Below are 25,770 nucleotides of genomic sequence, written 5' to 3' on the forward strand. Positions count from 1 at the left end.
GGCGCGACCCGGAGTGACCCTGTGGACAACCAGCCCCTGACGGATGCCGGGACCGCGCGCTAGAGTCCGGCACACAGGGACGTTACCGATGGGTAAGGGGTGTGTGGAATGCGGCTCGGCATCAACCTCGGCTACTGGGGCGCCGGCATGGACGGCGACAACCTCGCCGTCGCCCAGGAGGCGGACCGCCTCGGCTACGACGTGTGCTGGGCCGCAGAGGCGTACGGCTCCGACGCCCCCACCGTCCTCGCCTGGGTCGCGGCCAAGACGGAGCGCATCGACGTCGGCTCGGCGATCATGCAGATCCCGGCCCGGCAGCCCGCCATGACGGCGATGACCGCCGCCACGCTCGACTCGCTCACCGGGGGCCGCTTCCGCCTCGGCCTCGGCGTCTCCGGCCCGCAGGTCTCCGAGGGCTGGTACGGCGTGAAGTTCGACAAGCCGCTCGCCAGGACCCGCGAGTACGTCGAGATCGTCCGCAAGGCGATGACCCGCGAGCGCCTCAGCTACGAGGGCGAGCACTGGACGCTGCCGCTGCCCGACGGGCCGGGCAAGCCGCTCAAGCTCACCGTCCACCCGCAGCGCGAGCACATCCCGCTGTACATCGCCGCGATCGGCCCGAAGAACCTGGAGCAGACCGGCGAGATCGCCGACGGCGCCCTGCTGATCTTCCCCTCCGCCGAGCACCTGGAGGACACCGCGCTCCGGCACCTGCGCGCGGGCCGGGAGAAGGCCGGGCTGACGATGGAGGGCTTCGACGTCTGCCCGACGCTGCCGCTGGCCCTCGGCGACGACGTGAACGCGCTCGCCGACGTCTTCCGGCCGTACACCGCGCTGTACGTCGGCGGGATGGGCAGCCGCAAGCAGAACTTCTACAACCAGCTCGCCTGCCGCATGGGGTACGAGAAGGAGGCCGCCCAGGTCCAGGACATGTACCTGGCCGGGGACAAGACGGGGGCCGCGGCGGCCGTCCCGCACTCGCTGATCGACCAGACCACGCTGCTGGGCTCCGTCGAGCGGATCTCCGAGCGGATGACGGCCTACGCGGAGGCCGGGGTCACGACCCTCACCCTCGCTCCGGCCGGTTTCACCCTCGACGAGCGGCTCGCGGCCCTGCGGGCGGGCGTCGAGGCGGCGGAGCGCGCGGGACTGGCGTAGCCGACGAGGAAAGTCTGCGGCCGTGGTGGGGGCTCGGGGGTCTTCCCCGCCACGGCCGTCACGCTGCACAACGCTCAGGGACGGCCCCCGGTTACGCCCTCGGACTCACTCTTTCGGCCGACCCCCGCGGGCCCTCCTGTTGCCCCTCGCCCCGTACCGGACTTGACTCGTTCTTCCCGGACGTACCCGAGCGAGGGTGTCCGCACGGAGGTGGCGGCGATGCTCACGGCCAGGAGCCTGTTCCAGGAGATCATCGACGACGACGAGTCGTTCCGGCTCTTCTGTTCGATCGCCGCGAGCGGCGAGTCCCAGGGCGGTTGGGAGAACGCGCGGATCGCGGCCCTCGTCGCCCCCGGCATGAGCGCGCTCGCGCCGAAGATCACGCGGCACGGCGCCGACGAGGACAAGCACGGCCGCATCTTCCACGCGCTCCTGCGCAAGCGGGGCCTCGAACCCTGCCCCGTACCGCCCGAGACCGACTACACGATGCTGCTCGAACAGCGCGGCATCGGCCTCGCGCACGAGAAGCTCCGCCGGGACGCGCCGCTGACCGAGGAGGACGTCGTCGTCTACCTCGCCCACAGCCGCGTCACCGAGCAGCGGGCCGCCGACCAGATGGCCCTGCTCGTCCGGTACTTCGGGGACCATCCCGAGCTCGGCAAGGCCATCCGGATGATCGACAACGACGAGGCCAACCACCTCGCCTACTGCCACGAGGAACTGCTCCGCCTCGCGCGCGCGGGCCACGGCCGCCTCATCCAGCGCACCCTGCGCGAGTCGGCGCTCGCCGAGATCCAGGTCTACCGGGACGTCAGCCTCGCCGTCATGGGCCACATGGGCCGCATCCTGGGCTGGCCGAAGGCCAAGGCCGCCGCGCTGGCCGCCGGGATCCACGGCGTGTACGCGTACGAGCGTGCCGCCGGCTGGCACAAGATGGTCGGCCTGCGGATGCCGGAGCGGCGCGACGCGCTGGGCGGCCCCGCGACGCCCGTACCGGCGTTCTGACGCCCGTACCGGCCTTCTGGCGCCCCCGGCGGTCTCAGAGCCAGCCGCGCCGCTTGAAGGTCCGGTGCAGGAGTATGACCGTCCCGGTCATCAGCAGGATCACCGCCGGGTACGACCACGCCCAGTGGAGCTCCGGCATGTGGTCGAAGTTCATGCCGTAGATCCCCGCGATCATCGTGGGGACCGCGGCCATCGCCGCCCACGCCGAGATCTTCCGCATGTCGTCGTTCTGCCGTACGCCCATCTGCGCGAGATGGGCCGAGAGCATGTCGGACAGCAGCCGGTCGAGCCCCTCCACCTGCTCGTTGGCGCGCAGGAGATGGTCGTTGACGTCTCGGAAGAACGGCTGGGCCTGCTCGTGCACGAAGGGCACCGAGCCGGTCGCGAGCCGGGCCATCGGACCGATCAGCGGGCCGGCGGCCCGCCGGAACTCCAGGACCTGCCGCTTCGCCGTGTAGATCCGCTCCGCGGTGTTCGGCGAACCGCCCCCGGTCGGGGCGAACACCTCCGACTCCAGTTCCTCCAGGTCCACCTGGAGTTCGCCCGCCACGTCGAGGTAGTGGTCCACGACCGCGTCGCTCACCGCGTACAGCACCGACGTCGGCCCGTGCCTGAGCACCGCGGGCTCCGCCTCCAGGCGCTTGCGGACCGCCACGAGCGGCGCGCCCTCGCCGTGCCGGACGGTCACCACGAAGGAGTCGCCGAGGAAGAGCATCAGCTCGCCGGAGCTGACCCGGTCGCTCTCCGGCTCGTAGACGACCGGCTTCAGGACGGCGAACAGCGAGTCGTCGTAGACCTCCAGCTTGGGCCGCTGATGGGCCTTCAGGGCGTCCTCGACGGCCAGCGGGTGGAGCGCGAACTCGTGGGAGACATGGGCGAACTCCTCCTCCGTCGGCTCGTGCAGGCCGACCCACAGGAAGGCGTCCCCCGTCGCCCGCGCCTCGGCGAGCGCGTCCGACAGGTCGGCGGGCATCGGCAGCCGGCGCCCGTCCCGGTAGATGGCTGAGTCGACGATCACGGGCCGTATTCTCCCCCGAGGTCCGCCCCCACGCACGCGCGTGGCGATCTAGGCTGGCCCGTATGGCCACCCTGATCCTCGTCCGGCACGGACGTTCCACCGCCAACACCTCCGGGGTACTCGCCGGGCGGCTGCCCGGGATCGCGCTCGACGAGCGCGGGGCGGCGCAGGCCGCGGCGCTGCCGGGGCGGCTCGACGGCGTGCCGCTCGCCGCCGCCGTCAGCAGCCCCCTCCAGCGCTGCCGCGAGACCCTGAGCCCGCTCCTCGACGCCCGCCCCGGGCTGCCGCTCCACGTCGAGGAGCGGATCAGCGAGTGCGACTACGGCGACTGGTCGGGCCGGAAACTGGGCGAGCTGAGCGACGAGCCGCTCATGGAGGTCGTCCAGAACCACGCCTCCGCCGCCGCCTTCCCCGGCGGGGAGTCGATGCGCGCGATGCAGACGCGCGCCGTCGAGGCCGTGCGGGACTGGAACGCCCGGATCGAGGCCGAGCACGGCGAGGACGCCACCTACGTCATGTGCTCGCACGGGGACGTCGTGAAGTCGATCGTGGCGGACGCCCTCGGCCTCCACCTGGACCTCTTCCAGCGGATCCACGTCGACCCCTGCTCGGTCACCGTCATCCGCTACACGCGGCTGCGTCCCTTCCTCCTCCGCCTCGGCGACACGGGCGACTTCGCCGGACTCGTCCCCCGGGAGACCCCCGGAGACAGCGGTGCGGCGGAGGTAGGGGGCGGTGCGGGCGCACCGTGATCCCTTCGCGCAGTAGGGTGGTTGCGCCGCTGTAAGTACGACTGTCGAGACTCAAGGGAGCCGAGAACGTGTCCCGTCAGGTGTTCCTCTACGACCCACCGGAGCGTTTCGTGGCCGGCACGGTCGGGCTGCCTGGCCGCCGTACGTTCTTCCTCCAGGCGTCCGCGACCGGCCGGGTCACCAGCGTCGCCCTGGAGAAGACCCAGGTGGCCGCTCTCGCCGAGCGCATCGACGAGCTCCTCGACGAGGTCGTCCGCCGCACCGGGGGCAACGCCCCTGTGCCGTCCGTCGCCCCCGCCGACATCGCCGACACGGCCCCGCTCGACGCGCCCGTCGAGGAGGAGTTCCGGGTCGGCACCATGGCGCTCGCCTGGGACGGCGAGGAGCAGCGCCTGATCGTCGAGGCGCAGGCGCTCGTCGAGCTCGACGTGGACTCCGAGGAGGACCTCGCCGAGGCCGAGGAGCGGCTGCTCCAGGACGAGGAGAACGGCCCGCCGATGCTCCGCGTCCGCCTCACCGGCGCCCAGGCGCGGGCCTTCGCCAAGCGCGCCCTGGACGTCGTGAACGCGGGCCGCCCGCCGTGCCCGCTGTGCAGCCTGCCGCTCGACCCCGAGGGGCACGTCTGCCCGCGCCAGAACGGATACCGTCGCGGAGCATGAGCAGCAGCCCCGAGACCCTGCCGATCGCCGAGCTGCTCGCCCGCGGTGAACTGACCGTGCGCGGCCGGGTCGGGGAGGCGTCCAACGCCGTGCTCTACTGCTCCGTCGCCCACGAGGGTGTCGACGCCGCCTGCGTCTACAAGCCGGTCGCCGGGGAGCGGCCCCTGTGGGACTTCCCCGACGGCACGCTGGCGCAGCGCGAGGTCGCCGCGTACGAGATCTCCGAGGCCACCGGCTGGGGCCTGATCCCGCCGACGGTGCTGCGCGACGGCCCGTACGGGGAGGGCATGGTCCAGCTGTGGATCGAGCCCGATCCGGAGGCCCGGCTGCTCGCCCTCACCGAGGACGAGGAGGCGGGGGAGGGCTGGAAGGCGGTCGGGCCCGCGCAGATCGACGAGGAGCGCACCGCGCTGCTCGTCCACGCCGACACGCCCGAGCTGCGCCGTCTGGCGGTCCTGGACGCCGTCATCAACAACGGCGACCGCAAGGGCGGCCATCTGCTCCCGGCGCCCGACGGGCGTCTGTACGGCATCGACCACGGGGTCACGTTCCACGTCGACGACAAGCTGCGCACGCTCCTGTGGGGCTGGGCGGGCGAGGAGCTGCCCGGGGAGGCGGCGGCGGTCCTGGAGGCCCTGGACGGCTCCCTGGCGCCCGGAGCGCCCCTCGCGGAGCGGCTCGCGGAGCTGCTGACCGAGGCCGAGGTGGCGGCGGTACGCGCGCGCGTGGCGGCGCTGCGGGCGAGCGGACGGCATCCGGCGCCCTCGGGCCAGTGGCCGGCGATCCCCTGGCCGCCGGTCTGACCGAGGCGCGCGACCGATGATTTTCGGCCACGGCCGCGGAGGCCGCCGCACCCCTCGGGGGTATGCATGTACGCCTCCGACATGCAAGAGCGCCTAATAGGTCAAGATCCCGGATCCGGTTCGTATCCGGAACACCTGTCCGGTTACGCTCGGGGCATGCATGCCTGGCCCGCTTCTGAGGTCCCCGCCCTTCCCGGCAAGGGCCGCGACCTCCGGATCCACGACACCGCGACCGGCGGGCGAGTGACCCTCGCCCCCGGCCCCGTCGCCCGTATCTACGTCTGCGGCATCACGCCGTACGACGCGACCCACATGGGTCACGCGGCGACCTACAACGCGTTCGACCTCGTTCAGCGCGTGTGGCTCGACACCAAGCGGCAGGTGCACTACGTCCAGAACGTGACGGACGTGGACGACCCGCTCCTGGAGCGCGCCATCCGCGACGGCGTCGACTGGGTCGGCCTCGCCGAGCGCGAGACCGCCCTCTTCCGCGAGGACATGACCGCCCTGCGGATGCTGCCCCCGCAGCACTACATCGGCGCGGTCGAGGCCATACCGGGCATCATCCCGCTCGTCGAGCGCCTCCGTGACGCGGGCGCCGCGTACGAGCTCGACGGCGACATCTACTTCTCCGTCGACGCCGACCCGCACTTCGGCAAGGTCTCGAACTACGACACCGAGCTGATGCGCCACCTCTCCGCCGAGCGCGGCGGGGACCCCGAGCGGCCCGGCAAGAAGAACCCGCTCGACCCGATGCTCTGGATGGCCGCCCGCGAGGGCGAGCCGAGCTGGGACGGCGGCTCCCTCGGCCAGGGCCGGCCCGGCTGGCACATCGAGTGCGTCGCCATCGCCCTCGACCACCTCGGCATGGGCTTCGACGTGCAGGGCGGCGGCTCCGACCTGATCTTCCCGCACCACGAGATGGGCGCCTCCCACGCCCAGACCCTCACGGGCGAGTTCCCGATGGCCAAGGCGTACGTCCACGCCGGCATGGTCGGGCTCGACGGCGAGAAGATGTCGAAGTCCCGGGGCAACCTCGTCTTCGTCTCCGCGCTCCGCCGCGAGGGCGTCGACCCGGCCGCCATCCGGCTCGCGCTCCTCTCGCACCACTACCGCGCCGACTGGGAGTGGACCGAGCAGGTCCTCCAGGACGCCGTGGAGCGTCTCGACCGCTGGCGCGCGGCCGTCTCGCGCCCCGACGGTCCGTCCGCCGACGCACTGGTCGAGGAGGTCCGCGAGGCCCTCTCCGACGACCTCGACGCCCCGGCGGCCCTCGCGGCCGTCGACCGCTGGGCCGCGCTCCAGGAGGCCGGGGGCGGCACCGACGAGTCCGCGCCCGGTCTCGTCTCGCGCACCGTGGACGCGCTCCTCGGCGTCGCCCTGTAGGGGCACGCGCAGGGGAGGGAAGTCAACAACTCCCTTTCGGGCAACCGCCCTTGGACTTCTCGACGAAGTCCGGGGGCGGTTCCTTTTTGTCCTGTCGCCATGCTCGGTTCTGCGCTAAACAGGCGCCATGCAATCATCAACGCGCATGAGAGCTGCAGTCGTCGGTGCGCTGCTCGGCTTCCTCGCCACCCTCGGGGGACCGGGTACCACCGCCACGGCCGCACCGACCGACACCACCGTCGGCTCCGTCACCGGCTTCACCGCCGAGGGCGCCGTCTACAAGCTGACCGCCGGCCGGTCCCAGGCCCGCGTCTCCTTCGTGACCGCCGACACCTTCCGCATCGAACTCGCCCCCGACGGCAGGTTCACCGACCCCACCGGCACCGACATCGTCCTGCCCCAGGGCCCGCCCCCGGCCACCACCTGGCGCGACCTCGGCGACCGGTACGAGCTGGGCACCGGCCAGGTGACCCTGCGGGTCACCAAGTCCCCGCTGCGCTTCGCCGCCGTGCGCGCCGACGGCACCCCGCTCTGGTCCGAGACCAAGGGCCTCAGCTGGAACCGGGACAGCACGGTCCAGACCCTCGCGCGCGGCGCCGACGAGCAGTTCTACGGCGCCGGCATGCAGAACGGACGCGGCAACACCTCCCACCGCGGCAAGACCGTCGAGGTGTCCGTCGACTACAACTGGGACGACGGAGGCCACCCCAACTCCGTGCCGTTCTACCTCTCCTCGGCCGGCTACGGCGTCTACCGCAACACCTACGCGCCCAACACCTACGCCTTCAACGAGCCCGTCACCGCCTCCGCGAAGGAGAAGCGCTTCGACGCCTACTACTTCGCCGGCACGGGCAGCGACGCCCTCAAGGACGTCATAGGCCAGTACACCCGCCTCACCGGCAAGCCCTTCATGCCGCCCGTCTACGGCCTGGAGATCGGCGACGCCGACTGCTACCTCCACAACGCCAACCGGGGCGAGCGCCACACCCTCGACGCGCTGAAGATCGCCGACGGGTACGTCGCCCACGACATGCCCAACGGCTGGATGCTCGTCAACGACGGCTACGGCTGCGGCTACGAGAACCTCGCCGAGACCTCCACGGGCCTCGGTGAACGCGGCACCAAGCTCGGTCTGTGGACCGAGAACGGCCTCGACACCCTCGCCGAGCAGGTCAAGGCCGGCCAGCGGGTCGCCAAGCTGGACGTCGCCTGGGTCGGCGACGGCTACAAGTTCGCCCTCGACGGCTGCAAGAACGCCTACGCCGGCATCGAGGCCAACAGCGACGCCCGCGGCTTCACCTGGGCCCCCGAGAGCTGGTCCGGCGCCCAGCGCTGCGGCGTCCAGTGGTCCGGCGACCAGACGGGGAACTGGGAGTACATCCGCTGGCAGATCCCGACCTACGCCGGTGCCTCCATGTCCGGCCTCGCCTACACCACCGGCGACGTCGACGGCATCTTCGGCGGCAGCGCCGAGACGTACACCCGCGACCTCCAGTGGAAGACCTTCCTGCCGGTCACGATGACCATGGACGGCTGGGCCCCCATGGACAAGCAGCCCTTCCGGTACGGCGAGCCCTACACCTCGATCAACCGCGCCTCGCTCAAGCTGCACGAGGCCCTGCTCCCGTACATCTACAGCCACGCCCACCGCGCGACCCAGAGCGGTGTCGGCCTCGCCCGGCCGCTCGCCCTGGAGTACCCGAACGACCCGAAGGCCGCGACCGACGCCGCGAAGTACGAGTTCCTCAGCGGCGAGGACTTCCTCGTCGCCCCCGTCTACCAGGACGCCACCGAGCGCGACGGGATCTACCTCCCGGCCGGCACCTGGATCGACTACTGGACCGGACGCGCCTACCAGGGCCCGAGGACCGTCGACGACTACAGCGCCCCGCTCGACACCCTGCCGCTCTTCGTCCGGGCCGGTGCCGCCGTCCCCATGTGGCCCGGTGACATCCGCTCGTACACCGACCGCGCCCCCGGCGACCCGATCGCCTGGGACGTCTACCCGCAGGGCAGCTCCTCCTTCGAGCTGTACGAGGACGACGGCGTGACCCGCGAACACCGCACGGGCCGCTTCGCCACCCAGCGCGCCGACGTCACCGCCCCGGCCGCGGGCCCCGGCGACGTCACCGTCCGGATCGGCGCCAGCCAGGGCACGTACACCGGCAAGCCCACCGCCCGGCCCTACTCCTTCACCGTCCACACCGGCGACGCCCCCGCCGCCGTGGGGCTCGACGGCGGCCAGCTGCCCGCCCTCACCTCCCGCGCCGCCTTCGACGCGGCCACCCAGGGCTGGTGGTACGACCGCGACGAGCGCGGGGGAGTGGTCCGCGTGAAGACGGCGGCCCTGCCCACCGACCGCGCCTTCGAGCTGCGGCTGACCGACACCAGCGCGGTCGGCGGCGCCGTCCCGGGCGCCACGGCCGTCGTCACGGCGCGGGGCGGCCAGACGCTCGGCCAGGGCACCCCCGGCACGGTCGCCGTGGACGTCACCGCGGGCACCCAGGACGCCACGAACGTCCAGGTCGCCCTCGGCGTCCCGGCCGGCTGGCAGGTCGCCCAGCCCGCCGGCGTCGACCGCGTCCCGGCCGGCACCACCCGCCGGGTCCAGGTCGCCGTCACCCCCGCCGCCGGTGCCAAGCCCGGGGACGACGTGGCCCTCACCGCCACGGCCCGCTACCAGGCCGCGGGCACCGACCGGACCGCCGTCCAGCGGTTCGCCGTCGGGATCACGAGCGCCCCGCCGACCGCCGACAGCTGGGCGAGCGATCTCGCCTGGCTGACCTCCACCAACGGCTGGGGACCGGCTGAACGGGACACCTCCAACGGCGAGTCCGCCGCCGGTGACGGCCGGACACTCACCCTGGCGGGGAAGACCTACGCGAAGGGGATCGGCGCCCACGCCGACTCCGACATCGAGGTCCACCTCGGCGGGCGCTGCACCGCCTTCACCGCCGACGTCGGCATCGACGACGAGATCGCCGGCTACGGGGACGTGGCCTTCTCCGTCGAGGCGGACGGCCGGGTCCTGTGGACCTCGCCCCGGGTCACCGGAGCCTCCGCGACCGTGCCCGTGCACGTCGACGTGACCGGAGCCCAGCGCGTCCGGCTCAAGATCACGGACACCGACGGGTCCAAGAGCGGCGACCACGGCGACTGGGCGGCGGCCCGCTTCGCCTGCGCCTGAGCGAAGACGGGAGGGGCGGCCACGGCCGCCCCTCCCGTCACGCTTCCCGCGTCCTACTCCTCGGCGGCCTGGCCGCCGGGAGTCCCGTTGTCCGGTGCATCGCCCGGACCGGCATCCGGCCCGGCGTTCGGCGCGTCGCCCGGACCGGCATCCGGCGCGGCATCCGGCCCGGCGTCCTGCGCGGCACCCGGGGAATCGTCCGCGGACGCGTCCGTCGTGCCCGGGACCGTCTCCGGACCCGGGGACTCGGGCTTCGGCGGCCGGGTCCGCGCGCTCCCGGGGTCCCTCAGGAACGGCGAGTCGCCGCCCTCCGTCGCCAGGCCGGGACCCGGACCCGCGCCCGGCTCGCGCCGCCGCAGATAGCGCTCGAACTCGCGCGCGATGGCCTCGCCCGAGGCCTCCGGCAGCTCCGCCGTGTCCCGCGCCTCCTCCAGCGTCTGCACGTACTCGGCGACCTCGCTGTCCTCGGCGGCCAGCTGGTCCACGCCCAGCTGCCAGGCCCGCGCGTCCTCGGGCAGCTCGCCCAGCGGGATGCGCAGCCCGATCAGGTCCTCCAGGCGGTTGAGCAGCGCCAGCGTCGCCTTCGGGTTCGGCGGCTGCGACACGTAGTGCGGCACCGCGGCCCACAGGCTCACTGCCGGCACACCCGCGTGCGTGCACGCCTCCTGGAGGATGCCGACGATGCCCGTCGGGCCCTCGTACCGGGTCTCCTCCAGGTCCATCGTCCGCGCCAGGTCCGGATCGGAGGTCACCCCGCTGACCGGGACCGGCCGGGTGTGCGGGGTGTCGCCGAGCAGCGCGCCCAGGATCACCACCATCTCCACGCCCAGCTCGTGCGCGAAGGCGAGCAGCTCGTTGCAGAAGGAGCGCCAGCGCATCGACGGCTCGATCCCGCGCACGAGCACCAGGTCGCGGGGCTTCTCGCCGCCGACCCGGACCACGGACAGCCGGGTCGTCGGCCAGGTGATCTTCCGGACACCGTTGTCCAGGAAGACCGTCGGGCGGTTGACCTGGAAGTCGTAGTAGTCCTCGGCGTCGAGAGCCGCGAAGACCTCGCCCTTCCATTCCCGGTCGAGATGGGCGACCGCGGTGGAGGCGGCGTCGCCGGCGTCGTTCCAGCCCTCGAACGCGGCCACCATGACCGGGTCGATCAGCTCGGGTACCCCCTCGAGCTCGATCACCCAGCGCCTCCTTTTCGAAGTTCCTGTCGTACGGCCCCACCTTACGGGTTTCCGGTGGTCCGCCCGCAGCCCGCGGACGTCCCCGAAAACCCGTGCGGCCTTGATCGGCTACCCAGGAACCCGCCTCCGCACACAGCTCTTCCGCACCTGCCTCACGCCTCTTCCCAGAGCGTGCTCGGCGCCTCCCTCCGCACGACCGGCGCGATCTCCTCGGCGAAGCGCTGGAGGGTCTCCCGCTGCTCCTCGGTGGACTGGTTGAACGTGTCGACGGTCACCGACTGGAGGTCGTGTCCGTAGTGCTCGTGCCAGCCGAGGATCTTGTCGATGATCTGCTGTGGCGAGCCGATCAGCTGGGGGCCGTCCGCGATGGCGTCCTCGATCGTGCGGAACGGGGTGTTGTACCCGGCCTTCCCCGCCAGATGCGGTTTGAAGGTCTGCCGCACCTTCGTCTCGTACAGCTCCTTGTACCTGCTCACGGCGTCCTGGCTGCTGTCGGCGATGAGCAGCCCACCGGAACCGGCCGCCACGCGCGCGCGTGCGGGGTCGTGGCCGTACTCCTCGAACTTCTCGCGGTAGTGGGTGATGAGCCGCGCGTACGCCTCGCGGGGCTGGATCGCGTTGGCGGTGAAGAGCGGGTCGCCGTGCTTCGCCGCGAGGTCGGGGGAGTTGAGGCTCGTGGCCGAGCCGTGCCAGACACGGGGCGCACCGGCGTACGGACGCGGGACCGTGGTCACGTTCTTCAGCGGCGGCCGGAACTCGCCCTCCCAGTCGACGCCCTCCTCCGTCCAGAGACGGCGCAGGAGCTCGTACTTCTCCCGCTGGAGGTCCCACTGCCGCTCCTCGTCGAGGCCGAAGAGGTCGAAGTGGCCGGCCTCCGCGCCCTTGCCGACGACGAGTTCGAGCCGTCCCCGGGAGAGCTGGTCGAGGGTCGCGTAGTCCTCCGCGACCCGGACGGGGTCGAGGATCGCGACCACGGTGACGCCGGTGAGCAGCCTGATCCGGGTGGTGCGGGCGGCGAGGGCGGCGAGGAGCACGGTCGGCGCCGAGGAGAGGAACGCGCCCGCGTGCCGCTCGCCGACCGCGTACGCGTCGAAACCGAGCTGCTCGGCGGTCTCGCCGAGCGTGACGACCTGCTCCAGCCGGTCGGTGGCGGACAGGAGTTCGCCGGTGAGCGGGTGAGGGGAGTGGTGGACGATCGAGAGCACCTGAAACTTCATGCGTTCCACTCTGCGGGCCGAGTGTTGCGGCGGTGTGGCGGCAGCGTGGCACGCGCGAAGGGCGGTCCCTCCGGGGAGGAACCGCCCTTTCGCATCGGGGACTTACTTGCGGAGCATCTGCTCGACGCCGGCGCGGATCTCGTCCGTCGCCAGGCCTCGTATCGTCAGCGTGGTCCGGCGGCGCAGGACGTCGTCCGCCGTCTCGGCCCACTCGTGGTCGCGGGCGTAGGCGACCTGCGCCCAGATCTCCGGGGCGTCCGGGTGGATCCGGCGGGCGAGCTCGGGGTTCTCGTTCGCCATGCGGGCGATGTCGAAGGAGAGCGAGCCGTAGTGCGTCGCCAGGTGCTTGGCGGTGTCGGCGGACATGCGGGGGCCGGGGGCCGGGCCGTCGACGAGCAGGCGGTGGGCGACCGCGTTCGGGTTGGCGATGCCGGGGAGCGGGAGGCGCTTCGGCAGCGCGGAGACCGGCTCGTAGTCCTCACCGAGCGGGTGGCCCGGCAGGGACTCCAGCTTCTTCATGATCGTCCGGCCGATGTGGCGGAAGGTCGTCCACTTGCCGCCGGCGACCGACAGCATGCCGCCGCGGCCCTCGGTGACGACGGTCTCGCGCTTCGCCTTCGAGGTGTCGCCGGGACCGCCCGGGAGCACCCGCAGACCGGCGAAGGCGTAGGTGATCAGGTCGCGCGAGAGCTGCTGGTCGCGGATGGAGAAGGCGGCCTCGTCCAGGATCTGGGCGGTGTCCTTCTCGGTGACCTCGACCTGACCGGGGTCGCCCTCGTACTCCTCGTCGGTGGTGCCGAGGAGCAGCATGTCCTCCCAGGGGAGGGCGAAGGTGATGCGGTACTTGTCGATCGGGGTCGCGAGCGCGGCCTTCCACGGCGAGGTCCGCTTGAGGACCAGGTGCGCGCCCTTGGAGAGGCGGATGGAGGGGGCCGCGTTCGGGTCCTCCATCTTCCGCAGGTGGTCGACCCAGGGGCCGGTCGCGTTGAGGACGAGACGGGCGGTGACGCCGAACTCGTCGCCGCTCGTCCGGTCCTTCAGCTCGGCGCCGGTGACCCGGCCCCGGGTGAAGCGCAGGCCCGTGACCTCGGCGTGGTTGAGGACGACGGCTCCTGCGTCGACGGCCGCGCGGACCGTCATCAGCGCCATGCGGGCGTCGTTCATCTGGTCGTCGCCGTAGACGGCCACGGCCTTCAGGTTGTCCGTACGGAGCTCGGGGACGTCCTGGGCGGCCTTGGCGGGCGAGAGGAGGTGCCCGACGCCGTCGCCGAAGGCGGAGAGCGCGGAGTACGCGAAGACGCCGGCGCCCAGCTTGGCGGCGCCGTGCGGGCCGCCCTTGTAGACGGGCAGGTAGAAGGTGAGGGGGTTGGCGAGGTGCGGTGCCACCTGACGGGAGACCGCACGCCGCTCGAAGTGGTTCTCCGCGACCAGCTTCACCGCGCCGGTCTGCAGGTAGCGCAGACCGCCGTGGAGGAGCTTGGAGGAGGCGGAGGAGGTGGCGCCGGCGAAGTCGCCGGCGTCCACCAGGGCCACCCGCAGACCGGACTGCGCGGCGTGCCAGGCGGTGGAGATGCCCAGGATGCCGCCGCCGATGACCAGGAGGTCGTACGTCGCCTTGGAAAGCTGTTCCCGGGTCTCGGCGCGGCTCGGGAGGGAGCCGGAGGCCGGGTGCGTCCCGAGGGCAGGGACGCTCTGCAGGGTGGTCATGTCGTATTACTCCTCGTCCTCGATCCAGCCCATGGTCCGCTCCACGGCCTTGAGCCAGCTCTTGTACTCGCTGTCACGCTTGTCGGCGTCCATGCGAGGGGTCCATTCCGCCGCCCGGCGCCAGTTGGCGCGCAGCGCGTCGGTGTCCGGCCAGAAGCCGACGGCCAGACCGGCGGCGTAGGCGGCGCCGAGGCAGGTGGTCTCGGCGACCATCGGACGCACGACGGGCGCGTCCAGGAAGTCCGAGAGGGTCTGCATCAGCAGGTTGTTGGAGGTCATGCCGCCGTCGACCTTGAGCGCGGTCAGCTCGACGCCGGAGTCCTTCGTCATGGCGTCGGTGATCTCGCGGGTCTGCCAGGCGGTGGCCTCCAGGACGGCGCGGGCGATGTGCGCCTTGGTGACGTACCGGGTGAGGCCGGCGATCACACCGCGGGCGTCGGAGCGCCAGTACGGGGCGAACAGGCCGGAGAAGGCCGGCACGAAGTAGGCGCCGCCGTTGTCCTCGACCGAGGACGCGAGGGTCTCGATCTCGGCGGCGGACTTGATCAGGCCCATCTGGTCGCGCATCCACTGCACCAGCGAACCGGTGACGGCGATCGAGCCCTCCAGGGCGTAGACCGGCTTGGCGTCGCCGATCTGGTAGCCGACGGTGGTCAGCAGGCCGCTGTAGGAGTTGATGATCTTGTCGCCGGTGTTCATCAGCATGAACGTTCCGGTGCCGTACGTGGACTTGGCCTCGCCCTCGGCGAAACAGGTCTGGCCGAAGAGGGCGGCCTGCTGGTCGCCGAGCGCGGAGGCGACCGGGATGCCGTCGAGGACGCCGCCCTTGACGACGCCGTACACCTCGGCGGAGGAACGGATCTCCGGCAGGACGGCGGCCGGGATGTCCAGCGAGTGCAGGATGCGCTCGTCCCAGGCCATGTCGTGGAGGTTCATCAGGAGGGTGCGGGAGGCGTTGGTGACGTCCGTGACGTGGACGCCGCCGTCGACGCCGCCGGTCAGGTTCCAGATGACCCAGGAGTCCATGGTGCCGAAGAGGATCTCGCCGCGCTCGGCGCGCTCGCGCAGGCCCTCGACGTTGTCGAGGAGCCAGCGGACCTTGGGGCCGGAGAAGTAGCTCGCCAGCGGCAGGCCCGTCTCGCGGCGGAAGCGGTCCTGGCCGACGTTGCGGCCGAGCTCCTTGCAGAGGGCGTCGGTGCGGGTGTCCTGCCAGACGAGCGCGTTGTGGACGGGCTCGCCGGTGTTCTTGTCCCACAGCAGCGTGGTCTCACGCTGGTTGGTGATGCCGATGGCCTTGACGTCGGCCGCGGTGATCTCGGCCTTGGCGAGGGCCCCGGCGACGACCTCCTGGACATTGGCCCAGATCTCGGCGGCGTCGTGCTCGACCCAGCCCGGCTTCGGGAAGATCTGCTCGTGCTCCTTCTGGTCGACGGAGACGATCCGGCCGTCCTTGTCGAAGACGATGCAGCGCGAGGAGGTCGTGCCCTGGTCGATGGCGGCGATGAAGGGGCCGGACGTGTGTGCGTCGGTCACGGTGTGCTCCAAAGGTCTGGAAGAAGGACGGCTCAGGCGAACGCGATGTTGTAGATACCCGCGGCGAGGGCGCCACCGATCAGCGGACCGACGACGGGAATCCAGGCGTAGCTCCAGTCGGAGCCGCCCTTGTTCGGCAGCGGGAGCAGGGCGTGCACGATGCGCGGGCCCAGGTCGCGGGCCGGGTTGACGGCGTAACCGGTCGGGCCGCCGAGCGAGAGGCCGATCGCGACGACGACGAAGGCGGTGATGAGGCCGCCGATGACGCCGAGGCCCTTGCCGCTGTCGTTGAGGCCCTGGGTGAGGACCGCGAGGACGAGCACGACGGTGGCGATGATCTCGGTGGCCAGGTTCTGCCAGACGTTGCGGATCTCCGGGCCGGTCGAGAAGACGCCGAGCACGGGGCCGGGGCCCTCGACCGGCTTCTCGCCGACGGTCTCCGGGTCCGTGAGGTGGGCCAGGAACTGGCCGTAGTACGCGACCCAGACCAGTGCCGCGCCGATCATGGCGCCGAGCAGCTGGCCGGCGAGGTAGACGGGCACGTCGCCCCATTCACCGCTCTTGACCGCGATGCCGACCGTGACGGCGGGGTTCAGGTGGGCGCCGGAGAGGGAAGCCGTCGTGTACACGGCCGTCAAGACGGCGAAGCCCCACCCGAAGGTGATCGCGAGCCAGCCCGCGCCGCGGGCCTTGGAGCTCTTCAGCGTGACGGCGGCGCAGACGCCGCCGCCGAGCAGGATGAGTACGGCGGTACCGATGGTCTCGCCGAGGAAGATGTCGGAGCTGGACACCCGCGACTCCTTTGTCCTTCGTCCAGGGGAAGGCGGACCCCGGGTCCCTCCGGAGGTCCGCGCCCTCGTGTGAGGGCGTTGCCGGCCCTTGGCAGTGCCACACTCTAGCGCTTATTGCCGTTAGGTGTTCGACAATGCCGACCGATGAACGGAAGTTTTGCCCCCGGTTCAACCGCGCGTCAAGGTCTGGGGATGCGAAAAACCCGCCGATAACGGGATCGTTACCGACGGGTAGATCGTGGGGCGGGGGAGACGGGGGCGACCGTCAGAAGCGGCCCGCGCCCAGGTCGCGGGAGACCGCGCGGGCGCAGTCCCGCACCGCGGCGACCAGCTCGGGGCGCAGCTCCCCGTCCGGGCGGAGCCGTTCCACCGCGCCCGTGACCGCCACCGCGCCGACCGGCATCCTGCGCCGGTCGTGGATCGGCGCCGCGACCGAGGCGACACCCTCCCAGGTCTCCTCCGCGTCCGCGGCCCAGCCCCGGGCCCTGGTCATGTCGAGGAGCGCCTCGAACTCGGCGAGGTCCGTGGTCGTCCGCGGGGTGAACGCCTCCCGCTCCACCTCCACCGCCTCGCTGTGGGCCACCGGGTCGTACGCCGAGAGGACCTTGCCGAGCGCCGTGGAGTGCAGCGGCTGCATGGCCCCCACCTCCAGGACCTGCCGGCTGTCGTCCGGGCGGAACACGTGGTGGATGATCAGGACGCCCTGCTTGTGCAGCACGCCCAGGTGGACGCTCTCGCCGCTGGACCGCGCCAGGTCGTCCGTCCAGACCAGGGCCCTGGCCCGCAGCTCGTGCACGTCCAGGTAGCTGTTGCCGAGCCGCAGCAGCTCGGCCCCCAGCTGGTAGCGGCCCGAGGCCGCGTCCTGCTCCACGAAGCCCTCCGCCTGGAGCGTGCGCAGGATGCCGTGGGCGGTCCCCTTCGCGAGTCCCAGCGAGGACGCGATGTCGGACAGGCCGAGCCGGCGCTCGCCGCCCGCGAGCAGGCGCAGCATCGCGGCCGCACGTTCAAGCGACTGGATGTTCTTCGCCATCGCCCGACCTTTCTTTCTCATGCTGTTCGACAATGCTGAACACTATCGGTCGATGCCGACCTCGCGTCACAAGGACAGTGTCCGTCACGAACGAGCCATACCGGGAGTCCCCGCACACAGGATGCCGTCCGGCCCGTGGGACGCCATGTCCACCCCGGCTCAAGCACGGTTAGGCTGACCCCGTGCATGCTCCGCCGAGTGTGCAAAGCCGACAGCCGTCGCATCCCAGGGAGCTCATCCATGGCCTCGTCGCCGACCCCTTCCGCTGACACCCGGACCCGTGCCGCAGCCCTCCGCGAGGCGCTCGCCACCCGAGTCGTCGTCGCCGACGGAGCGATGGGCACGATGCTCCAGGCGCAGGACCCCACCCTCGAGGACTTCCAGAACCTCGAAGGCTGCAACGAGATCCTCAACGTGACCCGGCCCGACATCGTCCGCTCGGTCCACGTGGAGTACTTCGAGGCCGGCGTCGACTGCGTCGAGACCAACACCTTCGGCTCCAACCACTCGGCCGCCGGCGAGTACGAGATCGCCGACCGCATCTTCGAACTCTCCGAGGCGGGCGCCCGCATCGCCCGCGAGGTCGCCGACGAGTTCGGCGCCAAGGACGGCCGCCAGCGCTGGGTCCTCGGCTCCATCGGCCCCGGCACCAAGCTGCCGTCCCTCGGCCACACCACGTACGACGTCCTGCGCGACGGCTACCAGCAGAACGCCGAGGGCCTCCTCGCCGGCGGTGCCGACGCCCTCATCGTCGAGACGACCCAGGACCTGCTGCAGACCAAGTCCAGCCTCATCGGCGCGCGCCGCGCGATGGACGCCCTCGGCATCGACGTCCCGCTGATCTGCTCGCTCGCCTTCGAGACCACCGGCGTCATGCTGCTCGGCTCCGAGATCGGCGCCGCGCTCACCGCGCTCGAACCGCTCGGCATCGACCTGATCGGCCTGAACTGCTCCACCGGCCCGGCCGAGATGAACGAGCACCTGCGCTACCTCGCCCGCCACTCCCGTACGCCCCTGATGTGCATGCCCAACGCCGGCCTGCCCATCCTCACCAAGGACGGCGCCTACTTCCCGCTGACGCCGCCGGAGATGGCCGACGCGCAGGAGCACTTCGTCCGCGACTACGGCCTGTCCCTGGTCGGCGGCTGCTGCGGCTCCACCCCCGAGCACCTGCGTCAGGTCGTCGAGCGCGTCCAGGGCCTCACGCCCCCCGAGCGCTCCCCGCAGCCCGAGCCCGGCGCCGCCTCGCTCTACCAGACCGTGCCGTTCCGCCAGGACACCTCGTACATGGCGATCGGCGAGCGGACGAACGCCAACGGCTCCAAGAAGTTCCGCGAGGCCATGCTCGACGGCCGCTGGGACGACTGCGTCGAGATGGCCCGCGACCAGATCCGCGAGGGCGCGCACATGCTCGACCTCTGCGTGGACTACGTCGGCCGTGACGGCGTCGCCGACATGGAGGAGCTGGCCGGCCGCTTCGCGACCGCCTCGACCCTCCCGATCGTGCTCGACTCCACCGAGGTCGAGGTCATCCGCGCCGGCCTGGAGAAGCTCGGCGGCCGTGCCGTCATCAACTCCGTCAACTACGAGGACGGCGACGGCCCCGAGTCGCGCTTCGCGAAGGTGACCCGCCTCGCGCAGGAGCACGGTGCCGCGCTGATCGCCCTGACGATCGACGAGGAGGGCCAGGCCCGTACCGTCGAGCACAAGGTCGCCATCGCCGAGCGCCTCATCGAGGACCTCACGGGCAACTGGGGCATCCTCGAGTCCGACATCCTCATCGACACCCTGACCTTCACCATCTGCACCGGTCAGGAGGAGTCCCGCAAGGACGGCATCGCCACGATCGAGTCGATCCGCGAGCTCAAGCGCCGCCACCCGGACGTCCAGACGACCCTGGGTCTGTCGAACATCTCCTTCGGCCTCAACCCGGCCGCCCGCATCCTGCTCAACTCGGTCTTCCTCGACGAGTGCGTGAAGGCCGGTCTCGACTCGGCCATCGTGCACGCCTCGAAGATCCTGCCGATCGCCCGCTTCGACGAGGAGCAGGTCACCACCGCCCTCGACCTGATCTACGACCGGCGCAGCGAGGGGTACGACCCGCTGCAGAAGCTGATGGCGCTCTTCGAGGGAGCCACCACCAAGTCCCTCAAGGCCGGCAAGGCCGAGGAGCTCCTCGCCCTGCCCCTGGAGGAGCGCCTCAAGCGCCGCATCATCGACGGCGAGAAGAACGGCCTCGAGGCCGACCTCGACGAGGCCCTGACGACCCGTCCCGCCCTCGACATCGTCAACGACACCCTGCTCGACGGCATGAAGGTGGTCGGCGAGCTCTTCGGCTCCGGCCAGATGCAGCTGCCGTTCGTGCTCCAGTCCGCCGAGGTCATGAAGACGGCGGTGGCCTACCTCGAACCGCACATGGAGAAGTCGGACGCGGACGGCAAGGGCACGATCGTCCTCGCCACCGTGCGCGGCGACGTCCACGACATCGGCAAGAACCTCGTCGACATCATCCTCTCCAACAACGGCTACAACGTCGTCAACATCGGCATCAAGCAGCCGGTCTCCGCGATCCTGGAAGCCGCCGAGGAGCACAGGGCCGACGTCATCGGCATGTCGGGCCTCCTCGTGAAGTCCACCGTGATCATGAAGGAGAACCTGGAGGAGCTGAACCAGCGCGAGCTGGCCGCCAAGTACCCCGTGATCCTCGGCGGAGCCGCCCTCACCCGCGCCTACGTCGAGCAGGACCTCCACGAGATCTACCAGGGCGAGGTCCGCTACGCCCGCGACGCCTTCGAGGGCCTGCGCCTCATGGACGCCCTCATCGGCGTCAAGCGCGGCGTTCCCGGAGCCGTACTCCCCGAGCTCAAGCAGCGCCGGGTGCCCAAGGCCACCGCGGCCCTCCAGGTCGAGGAGCCGGAGCCGGGCGGCCGTTCCGACGTGGCCACCGACAACCCCGTCCCGACGCCGCCGTTCTGGGGCACCCGGGTCGTCAAGGGCATCCCGCTGAAGGACTACGCGTCCTGGCTCGACGAGGGCGCCCTCTTCAAGGGCCAGTGGGGCCTCAAGCAGAACCGCGCCGGCGACGGTCCCTCGTACGAGGAGCTCGTCGAGTCCGAGGGCCGCCCGCGGCTGCGCGGCTGGCTGGAGCGGCTCCACACGGAGAACCTCCTGGAGGCGGCCGTCGTCCACGGCTACTTCCCCTGCGTCTCCAAGGGCGACGACCTGATCATCCTCGACGAGGCCGGGAACGAGCGGACCCGCTTCAGCTTCCCGCGCCAGCGCCGGGGCCGCCGCCTCTGCCTCGCGGACTACTTCCGCCCGGAGGAGTCCGGCGAGACCGACGTCGTCGGCCTCCAGGTCGTCACCGTCGGCTCGAAGATCGGCGAGGCCACCGCCAAGCTCTTCGAGTCCGACTCCTACCGCGACTACCTGGAGCTGCACGGCCTCTCCGTCCAGCTCGCCGAGGCCCTCGCCGAGTACTGGCACGCCCGCGTCCGCGCCGAGCTCGGCTTCGCCGGCGAGGACCCGGAGGACGTCCAGGACATGTTCGCCCTCAAGTACCGCGGCGCCCGCTTCTCGCTCGGCTACGGCGCCTGCCCCGACCTGGAGGACCGCGCGAAGATCGCGGACCTGCTCCGGCCGGAGCGCATAGGCGTCCACCTCTCCGAGGAGTTCCAGCTCCACCCCGAGCAGTCCACGGACGCCATCGTCATCCACCACCCGGACGCCACGTACTTCAACGCACGGTGACGAACGGCCACCGGCGTGTGATTCCCCTGAGGTAAATGGCCGCGTCGGAGGCGCGCGAGACGTACACTTGTCGGTCCAGTGCAGGCCGGTCGCCCTCCCCGTACCGGGGAGGGCGACCGGCCTTCTCGTCCCTCGAGGTCGTTTCAAGGAAGGTGTGCCGTATGACCAGTACGGTCCCCGCGCCCCTGTTCGGTGCGAACGGAAGCTCCGCGCTCCAGGCGGTCTTCCTCGACATGGACGGGACCCTCGTCGACACCGAGGGGTTCTGGTGGGACGCCGAGGTCGAGGCCTTCGCCGACCTGGGGCACCAGCTCGACGAGTCCTGGCGCGACATCGTCGTCGGCGGTCCGATGACCCGCAGCGCGGGCTACCTCATCGAGTCCACGGGTGCCGACATCACCCTGGAGGAGCTGACCGTGCTCCTCAACGAGAAGTTCGAGCGGCGCATCGAGCGGGGCGTCCCCCTCATGCCGGGCGCCGAGCGCCTCCTCGCCGAACTGGCCCGGCACTCCATCCCGACCGCCCTGGTCTCCGCCTCGCACCGGCGGATCATCGACCGGGTCCTCGCCTCGATCGGCCGCGACCGCTTCACCCTCACCGTCGCCGGCGACGAGGTCGCCCGCACCAAGCCGCACCCCGAGCCGTACCTGACGGCCGCGCGCGGGGTGGGCGCGGACCCGGCGCTGTGCGCCGTCGTCGAGGACACCGCGACCGGTGTCGCCTCCGCCGAGGCGGCCGGCTGCCGGGTCGTCGCCGTGCCCTCCGTGACCCCGATCGCGCCTTCTCCGGGACGGGTGGTCGTGCGCTCCCTCGAAGAGGTCGACGTGCCTTTCCTTCGCACTTTGATCACGGGAATCTGAGCTTTATCTGAGCTTTCCCGTGTGACCCGCGCATTCCCGCGCGGAAATCGGCCACGTGCCGTCCGGGCCATTCACCGATAAGACCTCGGCGTGACCTTCGTCACCCAGAGTGCCCGTCGGTGGGTGGCCCGTCGGCGTTCCGTGACCGAAATCTGCTGATTTCGTCGATCCCATGTGTCCCGGTTCGGTGGACCCCGTCCGCATCGTGTCGACGCATGGTTATAGAGACCCTCGTATTCATGATCACCGTGCGATTACCCGGTGGTCCGCCCGAGGTCGGGGAATAGCGAGACCGCCCACTAATCTTTCGCGGGTACTTCGCCGCATATCCGCGTGCACCGGCGCCCACCCGTACCGCCGTGAACACAGGACCGATCGCAACACCCGGCCCGATCGCTCCCGCCCAGACCGGGCGGCCGGCGGCGGAGTGTCCCCAGACCTCTGTACCCCCCGTGCCGGTTGAGGAGAACGTCCCTGATGAACCGCAAGACCCTGGTGCTGCCCGCCGCGGCCGTACTGCTGACCCCCCTGCTCGCCGCCTGTGGCGGAGACGGGGACAGCAGAGCCATCGTCGTCGGCACCACGGACCAGTTCATCGCGACCGAGGACGCCCCCGCGCCGCTCGACCCGGCCTTCGCCTACGACACCGGCGCCTGGAACATCCTCCGGCAGACCGTCCAGACCCTGCTGCACACGCCCCGCGGCGGCGGCGAGCCCGTCCCCGAGGCCGCCGAGAGCTGCGGCTTCTCCGACAAGGCGAGCGAGAGCTACCGCTGCAAGCTCCGCCCCGGCCTCACCTTCGCCGACGGCACACCCGTCACCGCCGAGGACGTCAAGTTCTCCATCGAGCGCGTCCTGAAGATCAAGTCGGACAACGGCACGGCCGCCCTCCTCTCGACCGTCGACACCGTCGAGACCAAGGGCGCCGACGAGGTCGTCTTCCACCTCAACGCGCCCGACGCGACCTTCCCGTACAAGCTCTCCACCCCGGTCGCCGGCATCCTCAGCAAGGACAAGTACGAGGCCGGAAAGCTCCGCGAGGGCTTCGACGTCGACGGCTCCGGGCCGTACACGATGAAGGTCGAGCGCGAGGGCGACAAGGCCGCCCGCTTCGTCTTCACCAAGAACCCGAAGTACAAGGGCGACATCGTCGCGCGCAACGAGAAGGTCGAACTGCGCGCCTTCACCGACGCCGGTTCCATGGGCAAGGCCCTGGAGAGCAAGGACATCGACATGATGGCCCGCTCGCTCTCCCAGGGGCAGATCAAGAACCTGACCGAGACCCCCGACACGGGCATCCGCGTCACCGAGGTCCCCGGCCTGGAGATCCGCTACCTCGGCTTCAACACCAAGGCCCCCTCCGTCAAGGAGAAGGCCGTCCGCCAGGCCATGGCCTCCGTCATCGACCGCGGCGCCCTCGTCAACCTCGTCTACGGCCCCACCGCCGAGCCGCTGTACTCGCTGATCCCCTCCAGCATCACCGGCCACGCCACCCCCTTCTACGACGAGTACGGCGAGCCGGACACCGAGCGCGCGGCCAAGATCCTCAAGGACGCCGGCGTCCGGACCCCGGTCAAGGTGACGCTCAACTACACCACCGACCACTACGGCTCCGAGACCGCCCAGGAGTTCGAGGCGATCTCGAAGCAGCTCACCGCCAGCGAGCTCTTCGACGCCACCGCCCAGGGCGCCGCCTGGTCCACCTTCCGCCCGGCCCAGAAGCGCGGCGACTACGCCGTCTACGGCCTCGGCTGGTTCCCGGACTACCCGGACCCCGACAACTACATCGCCCCCTTCCTCGACAGCGACAACTTCCTCAACACCCCGTACGTCAACAAGGTCGTCCGCGACCAGCTCATCCCGCGTTCGCGCCGCGAGGCCGACCGCACCGCCGCGAGCCCCGTCTACGCGCAGATCCAGAAGATCGTCGCCCGGGACGTGCCCGTCCTGCCGCTGTGGCAGGGCAAGCAGTACGTCGCCGCCCGCGAGGAGCTGACCGGAGTCGAGTACGCGCTGAACACCTCGTCCGACCTGCTCCTGTGGGAACTGGGCCGCGGCACCGCATAACCCCCTCGTCTGGATCGGTTTCACCGGCCGCGCAGCAACGCGCGGCCGGCCTGGCAAGAGATCAAGAGGCACGTTCTGTGAAGGCACACACGAAGTGGCTGACGGCCCCGCTCGCCGCGGGCCTGTCCGCCGCCCTGCTCAGCGGCTGCGGCACCGAGTCGGGTACCGGCTCCGGCTCCGGAGACGGCGTCCGTGTCGGCATGTCCGACGAGATCCTCGCCACCGATCCGGCGGCCGGTTACGACCCCGGCTCCTGGCTGCTGTTCAACAACGTCTTCCAGTCCCTGCTCGCCTTCCCCAAGGGCGGCTCCGCGCCCGTGCCCGAGGCCGCCGAGGAATGCGGCTTCTCCGGCGGCAGCAAGGTCTACACCTGCACCCTCAGGGACGGCCTCACCTTCACCAACGGCAACCCGCTCACCTCGGAGGACGTCAAGTTCTCCTTCGAGCGGGCCCTGAAGATCGCCGACCCCTCCGGCCCCGCGCCGCTGCTCGGCACCATCGACGCCATCGAGACCCCCGACGCGCGGACCGTCGTCTTCCGCCTCAAGGTCCCGGACGCCACCTTCCCGAGCAAGATCGCCTCCGGCGCCGGCTCGATCGTCGACCACCGCGACTACCCCGCGGACACCCTGCGCACCGACGGCAAGGCCACCGGCTCCGGCCCGTACAAGCTGGACTCGATCAGCGACACCGAGGCCACCTTCTCCGCCAACGGCGGCTACAAGGGCACCGCCAAGCCCAAGAACGACGGCGTCACCCTCAAGCTGTACGGCGGCGACCGCGCCGCCCTCTCCAAGGCCTTCGCCGACGGCGACATCGACATCGCCTACCGAGGCCTCGCCGCCGACGACATCGCCGCCCTCGAAGCCTCCGACACCACCGACGACCGCGGCATCGAGGTCGTCCCCGGCACCAGCGCCGAGGTCCAGCACCTGGTCTTCAACATGAAGGACCCCGTCGCCGGCAAGCTCGGCGTCCGCAAGGCCGTCGCCCACCTCGTCAACCGCGAGGCCCTCGTCGAGAACGTCTACAAGTCGACGGCCACGCCGCTCTACTCGATCGTCCCGGCCGGCATCGCGGGCCACAACACCGCCTTCTACGACACCTACGGCACCCCCGACGCGGCCAAGGCCAAGAAGGCCCTGCGCGAGGCCGGCATCACCGAGAAGGTGAAGCTCACCCTCTGGTCCACGCCCAGCCGCTACGGCCCCGCCACCGACCAGGAGCTCAAGGCCATCGCCGGACAGCTCAACGCCAGCGGTCTGTTCGACGCCGACGTCCAGTCCGTCGCCTACGACCAGTACGAGAAGGACATCGCCGCCGGCAAGTACGGCGTCTACGTCAAGGGCTGGGTCCCCGACTACCCCGACGCCGACAACTTCACCGCGCCGTTCTTCGGCGAGGGCAACGTCCTCGGCAACCACTACGAGAACGCCGCCATCACCGGCGACCTCATCCCGAAGACCGCCGCCAACCCCGACCGCGCCGCCACCGCCGACGAGTTCGGCAAGGTCCAGGACCTCGTCGCCGAGGAGCTCCCGGTCCTCCCGCTCTGGCAGGGCAAGCAGTACGCCGTCGCCCGCGAGGACGTCACCGGCCTGGAGTGGACCCTCGACGCCTCCACCGTCTTCCGCTTCTGGGAGCTGAAGAAGGGCTGAGCCGCCGC

At 71.1% G+C, this 25,770-nt stretch carries 18 protein-coding genes; 11 read left to right on the forward strand and 7 right to left on the reverse strand.

Annotated features, from left to right (window positions below):
* Positions 1-108 precede the first annotated feature (108 nt).
* Both ACFC0Z_RS28030 and ACFC0Z_RS28035 read left to right on the forward strand, forming a co-directional pair.
* Entirely contained in the window at positions 109-1,158 is a 1,050-nt protein-coding gene (locus tag ACFC0Z_RS28030; protein WP_376443490.1) for an LLM class F420-dependent oxidoreductase, read from the forward strand.
* A gap of 219 nt (positions 1,159-1,377) precedes the next feature.
* On the forward strand, positions 1,378-2,163 hold the full coding sequence (locus ACFC0Z_RS28035) for a ferritin-like domain-containing protein (protein ID WP_376443493.1): 786 nt from the start codon (positions 1,378-1,380) through the stop codon (positions 2,161-2,163).
* Between the two features lie 34 nt (positions 2,164-2,197).
* Here the strand turns inward: ACFC0Z_RS28035 and corA are convergent, their stop codons facing one another.
* Complete coding sequence (corA, locus tag ACFC0Z_RS28040) at positions 2,198-3,190, reverse strand: magnesium/cobalt transporter CorA (RefSeq protein WP_376443623.1); 993 nt, start codon at positions 3,188-3,190, stop codon at positions 2,198-2,200.
* 53 nt (positions 3,191-3,243) lie between these two features.
* Between corA and ACFC0Z_RS28045 the strand changes: the two genes are divergently transcribed.
* The 5 genes from ACFC0Z_RS28045 to ACFC0Z_RS28065 all read left to right on the forward strand — a co-directional run bounded on the left by ACFC0Z_RS28045 (position 3,244) and on the right by ACFC0Z_RS28065 (position 9,968).
* A complete protein-coding gene (locus tag ACFC0Z_RS28045) occupies positions 3,244-3,933 on the forward strand; it encodes a histidine phosphatase family protein (RefSeq protein WP_376443496.1) in 690 nt (229 codons plus the stop codon).
* A 68-nt stretch (positions 3,934-4,001) separates the two neighbouring features.
* Positions 4,002-4,592 carry a DUF3090 domain-containing protein gene (locus ACFC0Z_RS28050; RefSeq protein ID WP_360807320.1) on the forward strand — a complete coding sequence of 197 codons (591 nt, stop codon included), beginning with the start codon at positions 4,002-4,004 and terminating at the stop codon, positions 4,590-4,592.
* Complete coding sequence (locus tag ACFC0Z_RS28055; protein WP_376443499.1) at positions 4,589-5,395, forward strand: SCO1664 family protein; 807 nt, start codon at positions 4,589-4,591, stop codon at positions 5,393-5,395. The genes ACFC0Z_RS28050 and ACFC0Z_RS28055 overlap by 4 nt, the downstream gene beginning before the upstream one ends.
* Before the next feature lie 156 nt (positions 5,396-5,551).
* Positions 5,552-6,781, forward strand: coding sequence for a cysteine--1-D-myo-inosityl 2-amino-2-deoxy-alpha-D-glucopyranoside ligase (gene mshC / locus ACFC0Z_RS28060; RefSeq protein WP_376443502.1), 1,230 nt, complete (start codon positions 5,552-5,554; stop codon positions 6,779-6,781).
* Between the two features lie 127 nt (positions 6,782-6,908).
* On the forward strand, positions 6,909-9,968 hold the full coding sequence (locus ACFC0Z_RS28065) for an NPCBM/NEW2 domain-containing protein (RefSeq protein WP_376443504.1): 3,060 nt from the start codon (positions 6,909-6,911) through the stop codon (positions 9,966-9,968).
* Positions 9,969-10,021: 53 nt separating this feature from the next.
* On the opposite strand, the gene ACFC0Z_RS28070 is transcribed toward ACFC0Z_RS28065, so the two are convergent.
* From ACFC0Z_RS28070 to ACFC0Z_RS28095, 6 genes are all read right to left on the reverse strand, one after another.
* Complete coding sequence (locus ACFC0Z_RS28070; RefSeq protein WP_376443506.1) at positions 10,022-11,149, reverse strand: PAC2 family protein; 1,128 nt, start codon at positions 11,147-11,149, stop codon at positions 10,022-10,024.
* 152 nt (positions 11,150-11,301) lie between these two features.
* Positions 11,302-12,366 carry an LLM class flavin-dependent oxidoreductase gene (locus ACFC0Z_RS28075; RefSeq protein WP_376443509.1) on the reverse strand — a complete coding sequence of 355 codons (1,065 nt, stop codon included), beginning with the start codon at positions 12,364-12,366 and terminating at the stop codon, positions 11,302-11,304.
* 102 nt (positions 12,367-12,468) lie between these two features.
* Positions 12,469-14,073 (reverse strand): FAD-dependent oxidoreductase, encoded by a 1,605-nt coding sequence (locus ACFC0Z_RS28080; RefSeq protein ID WP_376443512.1) that lies wholly within the window; start codon positions 14,071-14,073, stop codon positions 12,469-12,471.
* 6 nt (positions 14,074-14,079) lie between these two features.
* On the reverse strand, positions 14,080-15,606 hold the full coding sequence (gene glpK, locus ACFC0Z_RS28085; protein ID WP_376443515.1) for a glycerol kinase GlpK: 1,527 nt from the start codon (positions 15,604-15,606) through the stop codon (positions 14,080-14,082).
* 32 nt (positions 15,607-15,638) lie between these two features.
* Positions 15,639-16,397 carry an MIP/aquaporin family protein gene (locus ACFC0Z_RS28090; protein ID WP_376443518.1) on the reverse strand — a complete coding sequence of 253 codons (759 nt, stop codon included), beginning with the start codon at positions 16,395-16,397 and terminating at the stop codon, positions 15,639-15,641.
* A gap of 265 nt (positions 16,398-16,662) precedes the next feature.
* Positions 16,663-17,427 (reverse strand): IclR family transcriptional regulator, encoded by a 765-nt coding sequence (locus ACFC0Z_RS28095; protein ID WP_376443521.1) that lies wholly within the window; start codon positions 17,425-17,427, stop codon positions 16,663-16,665.
* 240 nt (positions 17,428-17,667) lie between these two features.
* On the opposite strand from ACFC0Z_RS28095, the gene metH reads away from it, so the two are divergent.
* From metH to ACFC0Z_RS28115, 4 genes are all read left to right on the forward strand, one after another.
* Positions 17,668-21,177, forward strand: a complete 3,510-nt coding sequence (gene metH / locus ACFC0Z_RS28100) for a methionine synthase (protein WP_376443523.1) — start codon at positions 17,668-17,670, stop codon at positions 21,175-21,177.
* Positions 21,178-21,338: 161 nt separating this feature from the next.
* Positions 21,339-22,037, forward strand: a complete 699-nt coding sequence (locus tag ACFC0Z_RS28105) for an HAD family hydrolase (protein WP_376443526.1) — start codon at positions 21,339-21,341, stop codon at positions 22,035-22,037.
* A 477-nt stretch (positions 22,038-22,514) separates the two neighbouring features.
* Positions 22,515-24,104, forward strand: a complete 1,590-nt coding sequence (locus ACFC0Z_RS28110) for an ABC transporter substrate-binding protein (protein WP_376443527.1) — start codon at positions 22,515-22,517, stop codon at positions 24,102-24,104.
* Between the two features lie 77 nt (positions 24,105-24,181).
* The gene (locus ACFC0Z_RS28115) at positions 24,182-25,762 is read left to right on the forward strand and encodes an ABC transporter substrate-binding protein (RefSeq protein WP_376443530.1); all 1,581 of its coding nucleotides are present in this window, start codon (positions 24,182-24,184) and stop codon (positions 25,760-25,762) included.
* Positions 25,763-25,770 lie beyond the last annotated feature (8 nt).

Origin of the sequence: Streptomyces sp. NPDC056144, assembly GCF_042264145.1 — a bacterium.
Lineage (GTDB): Bacteria > Actinomycetota > Actinomycetes > Streptomycetales > Streptomycetaceae > Streptomyces.